Genomic DNA, 12,648 nt, shown 5'->3' with positions numbered 1-12,648 from the left:
CCACACCGTTTTCCATGGCCAGCACTTCGCCATCCAACGCGGCGGCAACAAGCCACGGCATAGCATCCTGTTCACTGCCGCAGAGAACATTGTTCTGCACCGTATCGGCGCTCAGCTCCGGATCATGGCCCAAGTAACCAACGGTGGCGGAGATCTGCCGCGGGGTCAGGGCAGCAAATTCCGTTTTGCCAAATTTTGCCGAGCCGCCGTAAGGTGCTTCGCACAGGAACACCCTGCCAAAGGTGGATTTGCCGCAGGCCACCGGGCCGGTGATGCCAATGATATCGCCGGGGTGCGCCGTCAGGCTCAGGCCGGAAAAGATGGGTCCTTCGCCATAGGAAAAGGAGAGGTTTTCCAGCGTCACGTCCTGCGCCGCCGGGATATTCAATGCTTCCAGCTGTTCCGGCTGCTTCATCAGTGGCTTGATGCGCTTCCACGAGACCTCGGCTTTCTGCACCGAGTTGAACAGCTTTGCCACCTTGGAGGATTTGACCACCAGTTTCGTGAAGCAGGAAAGGAAGGTGGTGAACGCCGCAATGTCCCATGTGCTCCAGCCGGAGCCGAGCACATTTTTAGCGCCGAACCACAAAATAAACAGCACGCCTGCCTCAGACGCTGCCAGATACAGCGGCGGCAGAGCGGACTGCCACACATTGTTGCGCACGGCTGTTTTTTCGTAGGTGTTCAGGGCTTCCTCGTACTTTTCTACGCGGGCATCCTCACAGCCGTAAATGCGGTAGGTCACAGCATTCCGGGCGCGGTCGAGGGTGGCAGCGCTCAGCGCACTTGCCGCCTTTTTGTACGCCGCGCCGGCGCGCTGCACCGGCTTTTTCATCCATGCCGCGCACATGTAGGAAAACGGCGTGAACAGCAGGCTGAGCAGCGCCAGCCGCCAGTCGTACACCAGCAGCATCACAGCATAGCCCACCAGCGCCACGCCGGTATCAAAGATCTCGGTGGTGAACTTGCGCATCCCCTCTACGCAGTCGTCCACATCCGAGATGGCCTTGGTCATCAGTTCACCGGCGCCTTCTTTTTCCAGCGCCGCCCGGCTCTGCCGCACCAGATTGGCATACAGGATACCCTTCATCCGGCGGTTGATGTTGTTGGCAAAGCGGCGGACATAAAAGCGCTTGATAAAGCGCGCCGCCTGCACCGCCAGCGTGACCACGATATAGGCCAGCACCAGCATGGCCATTTTTGCCGCCGTCTCGCTGCCGCCCAGAATGTCGGCAAGGCACTGGGCCAGCCGGCCCTCGAACCAAGGCGTTGCCAGCAGGCCGATGTTATACACAAGGCCCGACAGCGTGACAAAGGCCAGCGGGAGCCACTCTGCTTTGAAATAGGAGAGCACCCTGTCCGGGCGGAACGTTTTATCCTTTTTCATGAGCAGCCTCACCTCCTGCAGCTTTCCGGAAATGCGGGAAGCCCGCGCGGCTCTCGGTCTTGGATGCTGTGTACAGCTTGTTCAGCGCAGCGGCAAAGGCAGCGGCTTCCTCGGCGGTGAGCACATTGGTCAGATATTCGTAAAAGGCCGCTTCGATCTCTGCCTTGGAGGATCTCAGGCTTTCCGCCTTTTTGGTGGGGTACAGCAGCTGGCTGCGCCGGTCGCTGGGGGCATCTCTGCGGATCAGAAGACCCTTTGCTTCCAGATTTTTTGTCCGCCGCGCAATGGCAGCCTTATCTGCGTGCAGCAGTTCCGCCAGCTGCGCCTGCGTGCAGCCGGGGTGATGCCGCACTGCATGGATCAGGTCGATCTCTGCTGTGCCGACCCCTTCCTCCCGCATCGTGAGCAGGACCAGTTTTTCCGCTTCGCGTGCGATCTTTGTGATTTTTCGTTCCGTAATATCCATAGGCTCCTCCGGGCTTCATTGCAGGAAGTTGTATCTACATCGTTGTATGTACAATCAATAGTATAGCATCTCGTTTCCAAAATGCAAACAGTTCTTTTTGTGCCCGTATTTTTGCAATGCTGGCAGGCTCCACACCCAGTGCATGGGCCGCGCCTACAGACCAGCCATGTGCTGCGGCATTGCCCGCTTTTGGCGTTTGCCGCAGTCCTTTCCCACGTTGAGGCCGATATAAGCCCATTTCCATATCATGTCAACAGGTTGATAGCATCAAAACAGCCCTGACCGTGTCCGCTGTAAAAGCAGGCAGACGATCAGGACTGTTTTTCCGTATTTCTTTATTTCAGCCGGTCAGCAGGCATCCACATTCTTGGTGACCATCACGTCACTGTCCAGCCCGCAGACGCTGTGCAGCACGATGGTGCCTGCCTTGACGGGGGCGATCAGCACCACCTTGCGGATCTCGTCCATCACCGGGAAGATCATATCCTTGGGGACGGCCTTGGTCAGGCGGACGCTGGTGACAGGCAGCTCGCCGCCCTTAACCAGCACTGAGCTGGCGATGGTGCGGCGGGGCGCAGTCAGCTCCTGACGGACATACTGTTCGCCGCGAGGGCAGGTGTGACCGGTGACCGAGATCACCTGACCATTTTCAACTTCGGCTTCGATCTCGCAGCCGTTGGGGCAGACGATACAGGTAAATTGCTTTTTCATTCCACCGACACCTCCAGTGCGCCCGTTTCCTGCAGCTTGGCAGCAGAGACCTTGAACTGGATCATCTCCGCAGGAATGGCTTTCTTCATCTTCTTGGCAGCAACTTCCACACCGTTCTGGCGCACCACGATGCGGCAGTCACGGTAGTGGTTCCGCACGCGCAGCGACAGGCTGAAGTCGTTCTTGCCGCTGACCTTCTGCGGAATGGTGTGGCCCACGCCCTCGCCGCACTTCACGTCTAGCGTGCAGGGGTCGATGCCCTTGCCCTCAACGTAGGCGGCAGCGTGGCGTGCCAGTGCCTCGGACTCCATGGAAACAAAGTCCACCAGATCATGCACATGCAGCACATTGCCGGCAGAGAACACGCCGGGCACGCTGGTCTGCAGGTTCTCGTCCACCACAGCGCCGTTTGTGTGGGGGTCAATGGCGATGCCGGCATCCTCCAGCAGCTTGTTCTCCGGGATCAGGCCCACGGAGAGAATCAGCGTATCACACTTGTACTCCTTCTCGGTGCCGGGGATGGGCCGACGGTTCGCGTCCACCTCGGAGATGGTCACGCCGGTCAGACGGTCACGGCCATGGATCTCGGTGACGGTGTGGCTGAGATAGAGCGGGATATTGTAGTCATCCAGACACTGCACGATGTTGCGCGGCAGGCCGGAGGGGTAAGGCATCAGCTCGAACACTGCCTGCACATGAGCGCCTTCCAGCGTCATGCGGCGTGCCATGATCATGCCGATATCGCCGGAGCCGAGGATGACGACCTCCTTGCCGGGCATCCGGTTGTAGAGGTTCATGTAAGCCTGCGCGGTGCCTGCAGTGAACACGCCCGCCGGACGCTCGCCGGGAATGCCCAGTGCGCCGCGGCTGCGCTCCTTGCAGCCCATGGCGAGCACCACAGCCTTTGCCTGATACTGGCACAGGCCGCTGCGGGTGGAGGCGGTGACGACACGATCTGCCGTCAGGCTCAGCACCGTGGCGCTGGTCTCGTAGGGGATCTCACGCTTGTTCACCTCATCCATGAACGCCTGTGCATACTCGGGGCCGGACAGGCTCTCGCCGAATCGGCCCAGACCGAAACCGTCATGGATGCACTGGCGCAGGATGCCGCCCAGCATCGCCTCGCGCTCCAGAATGATCATGTTGCGGATGCCCTGCTTGTGCAGTTCCACCGCTGCGGCAAGACCTGCGGGGCCGCCGCCGATAATCACAACGTCTTTCTGTTCCATCGCTCAGTTCTCCTCCTTCCGCATATTGCCGGTGAGTACCCATGAACCCTGACGGCTGTAACGCACATTCTCCGGCTCGGTGCCCAGCTCCTGCTCAATGAAGTGTTCGATCTTCATCTGGCAGAAGCCGCCCTGACAGCCGCCCATCATGGCGCGGGTGCGGTACTTGATGCCGGTCATAGTGGAAACGCCCAGCGGGTTGTGGATAGCCTGCAGGATCTCGGCCTTGGTCACTTCCTCACAGCTGCAGATCATCTCGCCGTAATCGGGGTCCTGCGCGATGAGCTCTGCCTGCTGTTCCGGCGTGCACTCGGCAAACTTGACGATGCCCTTGTGGTGCGGGTCAAAGTCTGGGTTTTCCTCAAACTTTTCGCGCTCCTGCATCAGACCGATGACGTAGCGGGCCAGCGGCACGCTGCCGGTCAGGCCCGGGGATTCAATGCCCACGAGGTTGACGGCATTGGGTGCCACGTCGTCCCGGATCTCCACCTTCCAGTCCTGAATGGCACCGTTTTCATCCACCCACTTGGGCTGGATGCCGGCGAAGGTGCGGATCTGATCCTTTTTAAAGATGTGGGGCCACAGCTTTGCGCCCTCCACGGCCAGACTGTCCATGTTGGCCTGCGGCACGCTGTAGTCGTCCAGCACATCGGTGTTCTCCGCGTCCGGGCCAACAGTCACGTTGCCGTCCACGGTGGGGGTGATGTGGATGCCCATATAGGTGTTGCTGGGCACCGGGTACACCGGCATGGGCAGCAGCTTGCCCATGCGCTTGTGCAGGATGATGTAGTTGCTGCGGGAGCCGATGACACGGTAGCCGGTCAGGCCCAGCAGGTCGGAGATCTGCTTTGCGCCCAGACCAGCGGCGTTGACCACCCAGCGGGTGCAGAAATCGCCATGGGCAGTATGCAGGTAGTACCGCTCATTTTCCCGGGTGATAGCCTCTACCTTGTGGTCAAAGAAGAAGTCTGCGCCGTTGGCGTGTGCGTTCTCGGCCAGAGCCACCGTGTACAGGAACGGGTCCATGATGCCGCTGTTTTTGGACCACATGGCAAACTTGCCCACCACGGCGGGCACCAGCTCGTGCAGCTTTGCTTCATCGATCATCTCAAGGCCGGTGCAGCCGTTGACAGCGCCCTGCTTCATGGTGCGCTCCAGCTGCTCCATGTCCTCGGGGGTGTTGCCCACCAGCACCTTGCCGCAACGCTTGAACGGGAAGTTCAGCTCTTCGGCCAGCTGGCCCATGATCTTGTTGCCTTCTACGCAGCACTTCGCTTTCAGGCTGCCAATGGGGTTGGCAAAGCCGCCGTGCACCACCGCAGAGTTGCGGCCACTGGTCTCGTTGCAAACATCCAGATTTTTTTCCAGCACTGCAATGCTCAATTTGTAGCGTGAGAGTTCGCGTGCAATGGCGCTGCCCACGACACCCGCACCGATGATGACCACATCGTATTGTTTTTTCATGGTATCCACCTTTCTTTCTGATTTGGAGATCCGGCTTTTATGTTATATATTTCATTGACTAAAATATATAACATTTCATAATCTCTGTCAAGCCGTTTCCAGCAAAAAACTGCACAAAAAAATGCCGCATCTTTTGGCATAGATACGGCATTTCTGAACGTAATACGGTTGTTTCAGGCTTTGAAATAGTGTGGGAATGCTTCCCGGATCGCAGAAAGGTTCTCCGTGTAGCGCTGCATATGCTGCCCGGCAATACGGTGTGCTGCCACCTCATCCTTCTGTTCAATGGCTTTCAGCAGGCTGACGTGATCTTCGTAGATCGTTTTTGCGGGCCTGCAGCGGAAGCTGAGGATGGTGGTGCGGTCAAAATGCGGAGCCAGATTTTCCACCAGATCGTACCAGTACGGGCAGCCGCACTGCACATAAAGCAGCCGGTGGAACCCCTTGTCCAGCTCAAAGATCTTTTCTTCCTGTGCACGCTCAATGTACATGCGCCAGAGCGCCACGTTCTCCCACAGCTGGTCGATATCCGCCGGGGTCAGCTTTTCGCACGCCATGCGGGCGATCTCTGCTTCCAGCACAGCGCGCAGATGGCGCACTTCTTCCACCAGCTCTGCATCGATGAGAGAAACATAGGTGCCGATCTTGGGCCGGATCTCAATGAGCCGCCGCTGCGCCAGCTCCAGCTCTGCTTCCCGGAAGGGGGTGCGGCTCACCCCCAGCTGTTCGCACAATTCCGGCTCGTTCAGTTTTTCACCCGGCTCCAGACGGGTGTTGATAATATTATCGATCAATACCCGCAGAACAAAACTTTTTGCAGATTCATGCTCTCTGCGCTCTGAAATCGTAATCATCGGAAGGCTCCTTTCCCTCACAGGGAAACACTGTTCTCAGACTGCTGGGTCAAGTATACCACACTGCACACCGGCGTAAAAGAGGACAATATATAAAAGGAAGAAAACTGTGTCAGAATTGTAAAAGATAAAATATTTTAACTATTATTCTTGACTTATCCAACGATTCGGCTATAATGGTCGTGTTCGCAAGAAACTTCAAAAAATTTAGATATTCAAAACAAATCAAAGGAGACTACTACCATGACGTTTGAAGAAATGAAGAAGATCGTTGTTGATACCCTGAACTGCGACGAGGACAAGGTGACCATGGAGGCCAGCCTGACCGAGGATCTGGAGGCCGACAGTCTGGATGCCGTGGAGCTGAACATGGCTCTGGAAGATGCCTGCGGCGTGTCCATCCCGGACGAAGAGCTGGCAAAGCTCAAGACCGTGGGCGATATCTACAACTACATCACCGCACATATCTGAGGCAAAAAGCAATGAACGATATCCGAGATCTTTTCCCCGGCCGAATGCGGGAGCGCACCTTCCAGCTGAAGGCCAAGCGGGATGCCGGTGCCGTCTGGCACGAGCAGCAGTTTGTGGAGTGCAAGCAGTGCGGCCGCCGCGCCGCACGCACCCTGTGGGCAAGAAGCCTTTACGTCTGCCCCAACTGCGGCTACCACATGCCCATTGGCGGGTACTACCGGCTCAGTCTGGTGCTGGACCACGGCAGCTTCCGGGAACTGGATGCCGACCTTGCTCCACAGGATGTGCTGCATTTTCCGGGCTACCGTGAAAAGCTTGCCGCCGCCCAGAACAAGACCGGCCTGCGCGAAGCCGCTGTAACGGCCACCGGCCGCATCGGCGGGGTGGCCTGCGTGGCTGCCGTGCTGGACAGCCGCTTTTTCATGGGCAGCATGAGCACTGCCGTGGGCGACAAGATCACCCGCGCCATCGAGTACGCCGCCGCAAAGCACCTGCCGCTGGTTATTTTTTCGGCCAGCGGCGGCGCGCGGATGCAGGAGGGCATTTTCAGCCTGATGCAGATGGCAAAGACCAGTGCCGCCATCCAGCGCTTTTCGGCAAAGGGCGGGTTGTACATCAGTGTGCTCACCCACCCCACCACCGGCGGTGTGACGGCCAGCTTTGCAAGCCTTGGCGACATCATGCTGGCAGAGCCTGGCGCGCTGATCGGCTTTGCAGGTCCGCGGGTCATTGAGCAGACCATTGGCGAAAAGCTGCCTGCCGGATTCCAGCGCAGCGAGTTCCAGATGGAGCACGGCTTTGTGGATCAGGTGGTGCCCCGCAGCCAGCTGCGGGATACCCTGATCCAGGTCTTGCAGCTCCATGCAGGAGGAAAACACGAATGATCAAGGAAATTTTAGAGCAGCTGGCTCCGCTGGATGCCCAGATTGCCGCGCTGAAAGGCAGCGGCAACGAGATGGATGCCATCACGGCCCATGCCTCCGAGCTGGCAGAGCTGGCTGTGGAAGAGGACGAGATCCTGCGCACCTGCGGCCCGCTGACCGCCGAGGATCGGGTGTTTCTGGCCCGGCATCCGGAGCGCCCCCACATTGATGAGACTGTTTCTGCCCTGTTCACCGACTTCTTTGAGCAGCGCGGCGACCGTCAGTGCAAGGAAGACCCTGCCATTCTGGGCGGCATCGCCCGTTTTCACGGATTGCCGGTGACGGTCATCGGCCACCGCAAGGGCAGCACACTGGAAGAAAATCTGGCCTGTAACTTTGGTATGCCGGGGCCGGAGGGCTACCGCAAGGCCCTGCGCCTGATGAAGCAGGCCGAAAAGTTTGGCCGGCCCATCATCACCTTCATTGACACGCCGGGCGCTTACCCCGGCAAGGATGCCGAGGAGCGCGGTCAGGGCGAAGCTATTGCACGCAACCTGATGGAAATGAGCGGCCTGACCGTGCCGGTCATTGCCGTTGTCACCGGCGAAGGCTCTTCCGGCGGTGCGCTGGCACTGGGTGTGGCAAACCACATCCTCATGCTGGAAAATGCCGTTTACTCGGTGCTCAGCCCCGAGGGCTTTGCCAGCATTCTGTGGAAGGATGCTTCCCGCAGCGGCGAAGCCTGCGAGATGATGAAGCTGACCGCGCAGGATCTGTACAGCGATGGCATCGTGGAGCAGGTGATCCCGGAACCGTTGGGCGGCGCACAGCGCAGCCACGCAGCCTTGTTTGAACAGTTGGATGTTGCTTTGCGGGTGCACCTGAAAGAGCTGTGCCGCATGAGCGGCCGCCAGCTGGCCGACCAGCGCTATAAAAAATACCGCCAGATCGGAGAAACGAGGAACGCATGAGTGGTTTACAGCTGATCGCCACCGGCGGGGCCATCCCCGGCCGGACGGTCACCAACGAAGATCTGAGCCGCATGGTGGATACCAGTGACGAGTGGATTACCAGCCGCACCGGCATCCGCACCCGGCACTGGTGCACGGAGGATGAATCTGCCGCCACGCTGGCCATTTCCGCCGCAAAGCAGGCTTTGGCCCGCAGCGGCCTTGCCCCTGCGCAGATCGGGTGCTGCATCTGTGCCACCCTGTCCGCCCCAGACGCGACCCCCAGTGTAGCCTGTCAGGTGCAGGCGGCGCTGGGCCTTCCCGAGGACCGGCCTGCGCTGGATGTCAACGCGGCCTGTTCCGGCTTCCTCTACGGCATAGCCGTGGCGCGGGGACTGCTGACAACTTTGGGTGGACAGTATGCCCTCGTCATTGGGTGCGAAGCCCTTTCCCGCCTGATGGACCCCGCCGACCGCTCCACCTGTGTACTGTTTGGGGATGGAGCCGGTGCTGCCATTTTTCAGCTGTCGGGCACTCCCTTTGCTCTGACGCTGGGCGCGCGCGGCAGCGATGTTCTCCATGCGGGCGGGCCGAACCGCACAGGTTCTGCGCCCATCACCATGGACGGCAAGGCCGTATTCCGCTTTGCAGTGGATGCCCTGCCCAAGTGCCTGCACACTGTGCTGGATGAAACACAGCTGACCCTCGATGATCTTGAGTGGGTGGTCTGCCATCAGGCCAACAGCCGCATCATCGACCACTGCGTGCGGGCGCTGAAGGCCGACCCGGCAAAGTTCTACAAGAACATGGACCGCCACGGCAACACCAGCGCCGCCAGCATCCCGGTGGCCCTGAACGAGCTTGCCGAGAACGGGCAGCTGCAGCCGGGCCAGCTTCTGGCCTGCATCGGCTTTGGCGGCGGCCTGACATGGGGCGGCATGATTGTGGAATACGACCCTCTCAGGCGCTGATGCGCCAGCTCCCCCGAAGGGGGAGCTTTATGGGCGGGTAGGGTCAGTGTGCCTTCCAAGAGAAGGTCCAGCTGACAGAAAAGCAGAAAAAAGCTCCCCCCTCGGGGGAGCTGTCAATGCCGGAAGGCATTGACTGAGAGGGTTTTTCAATGAAACTTTTAAATGAAATTCTAGGCACAAAATACCCCATCATTCAGGGCGGCATGGCCAACATTGCCACCGGCGAGTTTGCCGCCGCCTGCTCCAATGCGGGTGCGCTGGGCATCATTGGTGCGGGCGGCATGAACGCCGACACCCTGCGCCAGAACATCCGCCGCTGCAAAGAGCTGACCGACAAGCCTTTTGGCGTGAACATCATGCTCATGCATCCGCAGGCAGATGAGTTTGCCAAGATCGTGGTGGAAGAGGGCGTGCCCGTTGTGACCACCGGTGCAGGCAACCCGGGCAAATATATCCCCGCGTGGAAAGCGGCAGGCATCAAGGTGATCCCGGTTGTCGCCGCCGCCGTGCTGGCAAAGCATCTGGAGCCGCTGGGCATCGATGCTGTCATTGCTGAGGGCACCGAGAGCGGCGGCCATGTGGGCGAAATGGCTACCATGGCGCTGGTGCCGCAGGTGGTGGATGCCGTAAATGTACCCGTCATTGCGGCTGGCGGCATCGCCGATGGCCGTCAGCTGGCAGCAGCTCTGGCTCTGGGCGCCTGCGGCGTGCAGGTAGGCACCTGCCTGCTGGTGAGCGAGGAGTGCCCCATCCATGAAAACTACAAAGCCGCCCTGCTCAAGGCCAAGGACAGCGATACCATCGTGACCGGCCGAAGCGTGGGTGCGCCGGTGCGAGTGCTGAAAAACCGCATGAGCCGCGAATATGTCCGGCAGGAAAACGCCGGTGCCGACAAGATGGAGCTGGAAAAGTACACCCTTGGCAGCCTGCGCCGCGCCGTGTTTGAGGGCGACACCACCACCGGAAGCCTGATGGCCGGTCAGGTGGCAGGCATGCTGCACGAGGTGCGCCCGGTGGCGGATATTCTTGCAGACCTGTGGAACAGCGGGAGGCAGCGCATTGCCGCGCTGAGCACCGAATGCTGACCCTCGGCAGAAAGACCCTATCTGTGCCCATCCTACAGGGCGGCATGGGTGTGGGCGTTTCCCTTGGCGGGCTGGCCGGTGCTGTTGCAGCCTGCGGCGGCATGGGGTGCATCTCCACCGCCGATGCAGGCTACCGGGAGCCGGACTTTGCCCGCGACCCGGCAAGCGCCAACCACCGTGCACTGACAGCGGAAATTAAAAAAGCAAAGCAGATTGCAAAGGGCGCGGGCATGGTAGCCATCAACGCCATGGTGGCAACGCAGGATTATGCGGCCGCGATCCGCACTGCTGTGGAAGCGGGCGTGGACGCGGTGGTGTCCGGCGCGGGCCTGCCGCTGGAGCTGCCCGGCATCGTGGGCACAACGGATGTTGCCATCGCTCCCATCGTTTCCAGCGGAAGAGCCGCAAAGCTCATCCTGCGCCGCTGGGCCAAAGAGTTTGGCCGCACCGCTGATTTTGTGGTGATCGAAGGCTGCAAGGCAGGCGGACACCTCGGCTTTGCCGAAGATGACCTGCTGGCAGGCAAATGCCAGACCCTCGATGACATCCTGCCCGAGGTGCTGGCCGAGGTAAAGCCCTTTGAAGCACAATTTGGCCACAGCATCCCCGTGTTTCTGGCAGGCGGCGTGTATACCGGTGCCGATATGGCCCACTTTACCGCAATGGGCGCTGCAGGCGTACAGCTTGCCACCCGCTTTATCACCACCTACGAGTGCGACGCATCCCAGGGCTACAAGGACGTTCTGCTGAACGCCCGGCCCGAAGATGTACGGATCATCCACAGCCCGGTTGGAATGCCGGGCCGTGCACTGAACACCCCGCTGGTGCAGGCGCTGGCAGAGGGGACCCGCTTCCCTCCCCGGCACTGTGCCCGCTGCCTGAAGACCTGCGACCCCGCCAAGGTGCCCTACTGCATCACCCACGCGCTCATCGAAGCCGTAAAGGGCAATGTGGAGGAGGGCCTGTTCTTCTGCGGGGCCAACGTGGGCAGGCTGGACCGGATGCGCACGGTACAGGAGCTGATGGATGAACTTGTGACCGAATGGAGGCAAAATCAATGAAGCTTGCCGTTTTATATGCCGGTCAGGGGGCACAGCACCCCGGCATGGGCAAAGAATTTTACGAAGGCTCTCCCGCGTTCCGGGCGGCATTCGACAGTGCAGAGCTGGACTTCGATCTGCACCGCGTCTGCTTTGAGGACCCGGACGGCCTTTTGAATCAGACCGAATACACCCAGCCCTGCATGGTGGCCTTTGCCTGCGGCGTGACCGCAGTGCTGGCCCAGCAGGGCGTGAAACCCGCTTATGTGGCCGGGCTTTCGCTGGGCGAATACTCCGCGCTGGAAGCTGCCGGGGTGTTCACCGCAAAGCAGGCCATCGAGCTGGCCGCTTACCGCGGCAAAGCCATGGCCGAAGCTGCAAAGGGCATCGACTGCGGCATGACCGCCGTGCTGAACCTTGACCGGCAGGCACTTGCAGCCTGCTGTGAGCAGGCTGCACAGCTCGGCTGTGTGCAGATCTGCAACTATAACTGCCCGGGTCAGCTGGTCATCGGCGGCGAGAAAGCCGCTGTGGACAAAGCCGCCGCACTGGCCAAAGAAGCCGGTGCCCGCCGCTGCATCCCGCTCAAGGTGAGCGGCCCGTTCCACACCCGCCTCATGGCCCCCGCCGGGGATGCACTGGCAAAGCGTTTTGCGTCTGAGCCCTTTGGCGAGATGCAGGTGCCGGTGCTGTTCAACTGCCTTGGCCATGAAAAAGCTGAGCAGGACAGCATCCCCGCCCTGCTCGTGAAGCAGGTGCAGAGCAGCGTTTACATGGAAGATACGCTCCACCGCCTCGGCGAGCTGGGCGTAGACCATATTCTGGAAGTCGGCCCGGGCAGTGCTCTGGCTGGCTTTGTGAAAAAGACCCTGCCCGGCGTGGTCTGCGCTTCGGTGGAGACCCCGGAGCAGCTGAACGCCGCACTGACAGCATGGAAGGAAGAGCTATGAGCGAAGAAACGATCATCCGCACCGCCGTTGTTACTGGCGGAAGCCGGGGCATTGGCCGGGCTGTGTGCATCCAGCTGGCAAAGCAGGGCTGCAATGTTGTGGTGAATTACTGCCACGGCGAAGCTGCAGCTGCCGAGACGGTGGCTCTGTGCAAGGCCGAAAACGCAAATGCCGTGGCTGTGCAGGCCGATGTTTCCACTGCCGAGG

14 protein-coding genes are annotated in these 12,648 nt (G+C 60.1%); 8 read left to right on the top strand and 6 right to left on the bottom strand.

What is annotated here, in order from left to right; all coding sequences use genetic code 11:
• From QZL71_RS05915 to QZL71_RS05890, 6 genes are all read right to left on the bottom strand, one after another.
• Positions 1 to 1,387: ABC transporter transmembrane domain-containing protein (locus QZL71_RS05915; RefSeq protein ID WP_294648264.1), on the bottom strand; the 1,387-nt coding region annotated here is incomplete at its 3' end.
• Positions 1,374 to 1,853: a MarR family winged helix-turn-helix transcriptional regulator gene (locus tag QZL71_RS05910; RefSeq protein WP_097774755.1), complete on the bottom strand. Its 480-nt coding sequence runs from the start codon at positions 1,851 to 1,853 to the stop codon at positions 1,374 to 1,376. The genes QZL71_RS05910 and QZL71_RS05915, both read right to left, overlap by 14 nt.
• 348 nt (positions 1,854 to 2,201) lie before the next feature.
• A complete protein-coding gene (locus QZL71_RS05905; RefSeq protein ID WP_294648262.1) occupies positions 2,202 to 2,564 on the bottom strand; it encodes a DUF1667 domain-containing protein in 363 nt (120 codons plus the stop codon).
• A complete protein-coding gene (locus QZL71_RS05900) occupies positions 2,561 to 3,793 on the bottom strand; it encodes an NAD(P)/FAD-dependent oxidoreductase (protein ID WP_294648260.1) in 1,233 nt (410 codons plus the stop codon). Before QZL71_RS05900 ends, QZL71_RS05905 begins: the two co-directional genes overlap by 4 nt.
• A gap of 3 nt (positions 3,794 to 3,796) precedes the next feature.
• Positions 3,797 to 5,257 carry an NAD(P)/FAD-dependent oxidoreductase gene (locus QZL71_RS05895; RefSeq protein WP_294648259.1) on the bottom strand — a complete coding sequence of 487 codons (1,461 nt, stop codon included), beginning with the start codon at positions 5,255 to 5,257 and terminating at the stop codon, positions 3,797 to 3,799.
• A gap of 173 nt (positions 5,258 to 5,430) precedes the next feature.
• The gene (locus tag QZL71_RS05890; protein WP_005939774.1) at positions 5,431 to 6,111 is read right to left on the bottom strand and encodes a GntR family transcriptional regulator; all 681 of its coding nucleotides are present in this window, start codon (positions 6,109 to 6,111) and stop codon (positions 5,431 to 5,433) included.
• A 243-nt stretch (positions 6,112 to 6,354) separates the two neighbouring features.
• Here QZL71_RS05890 and acpP point away from each other — a divergent pair, with 243 nt between their 5' ends.
• From acpP to QZL71_RS05850, 8 genes are all read left to right on the top strand, one after another.
• Positions 6,355 to 6,582: an acyl carrier protein gene (gene acpP / locus QZL71_RS05885; protein WP_005939770.1), complete on the top strand. Its 228-nt coding sequence runs from the start codon at positions 6,355 to 6,357 to the stop codon at positions 6,580 to 6,582.
• 11 nt (positions 6,583 to 6,593) lie between these two features.
• Positions 6,594 to 7,466 (top strand): acetyl-CoA carboxylase, carboxyltransferase subunit beta, encoded by an 873-nt coding sequence (gene accD, locus QZL71_RS05880; RefSeq protein ID WP_097774750.1) that lies wholly within the window; start codon positions 6,594 to 6,596, stop codon positions 7,464 to 7,466.
• Positions 7,463 to 8,416, top strand: a complete 954-nt coding sequence (locus QZL71_RS05875) for an acetyl-CoA carboxylase carboxyltransferase subunit alpha (RefSeq protein WP_005939761.1) — start codon at positions 7,463 to 7,465, stop codon at positions 8,414 to 8,416. Before accD ends, QZL71_RS05875 begins: the two co-directional genes overlap by 4 nt.
• Positions 8,413 to 9,366, top strand: a complete 954-nt coding sequence (locus tag QZL71_RS05870; protein ID WP_120080687.1) for a beta-ketoacyl-ACP synthase III — start codon at positions 8,413 to 8,415, stop codon at positions 9,364 to 9,366. The genes QZL71_RS05875 and QZL71_RS05870 overlap by 4 nt, the downstream gene beginning before the upstream one ends.
• 149 nt (positions 9,367 to 9,515) lie before the next feature.
• A complete protein-coding gene (locus tag QZL71_RS05865) occupies positions 9,516 to 10,451 on the top strand; it encodes a DUF561 domain-containing protein (protein ID WP_294648257.1) in 936 nt (311 codons plus the stop codon).
• Positions 10,445 to 11,512: an NAD(P)H-dependent flavin oxidoreductase gene (locus QZL71_RS05860; protein ID WP_294648255.1), complete on the top strand. Its 1,068-nt coding sequence runs from the start codon at positions 10,445 to 10,447 to the stop codon at positions 11,510 to 11,512. Before QZL71_RS05865 ends, QZL71_RS05860 begins: the two co-directional genes overlap by 7 nt.
• Complete coding sequence (gene fabD / locus QZL71_RS05855) at positions 11,509 to 12,441, top strand: ACP S-malonyltransferase (protein ID WP_294648253.1); 933 nt, start codon at positions 11,509 to 11,511, stop codon at positions 12,439 to 12,441. Before QZL71_RS05860 ends, fabD begins: the two co-directional genes overlap by 4 nt.
• Positions 12,438 to 12,648, top strand: a 211-nt coding sequence (locus QZL71_RS05850; protein WP_294648251.1) for an SDR family NAD(P)-dependent oxidoreductase, incomplete at its 3' end; no start/stop codon positions are given. The genes fabD and QZL71_RS05850, both read left to right, overlap by 4 nt.

This window comes from uncultured Faecalibacterium sp. (genome assembly GCF_900066275.1).
Taxonomy (GTDB): Bacteria; Bacillota; Clostridia; order Oscillospirales; family Ruminococcaceae; genus Faecalibacterium; species Faecalibacterium taiwanense.
The sequence above is the reverse complement of the archived record's forward strand: the minus strand, read 5'-3'. Positions and strand labels throughout refer to the sequence as shown.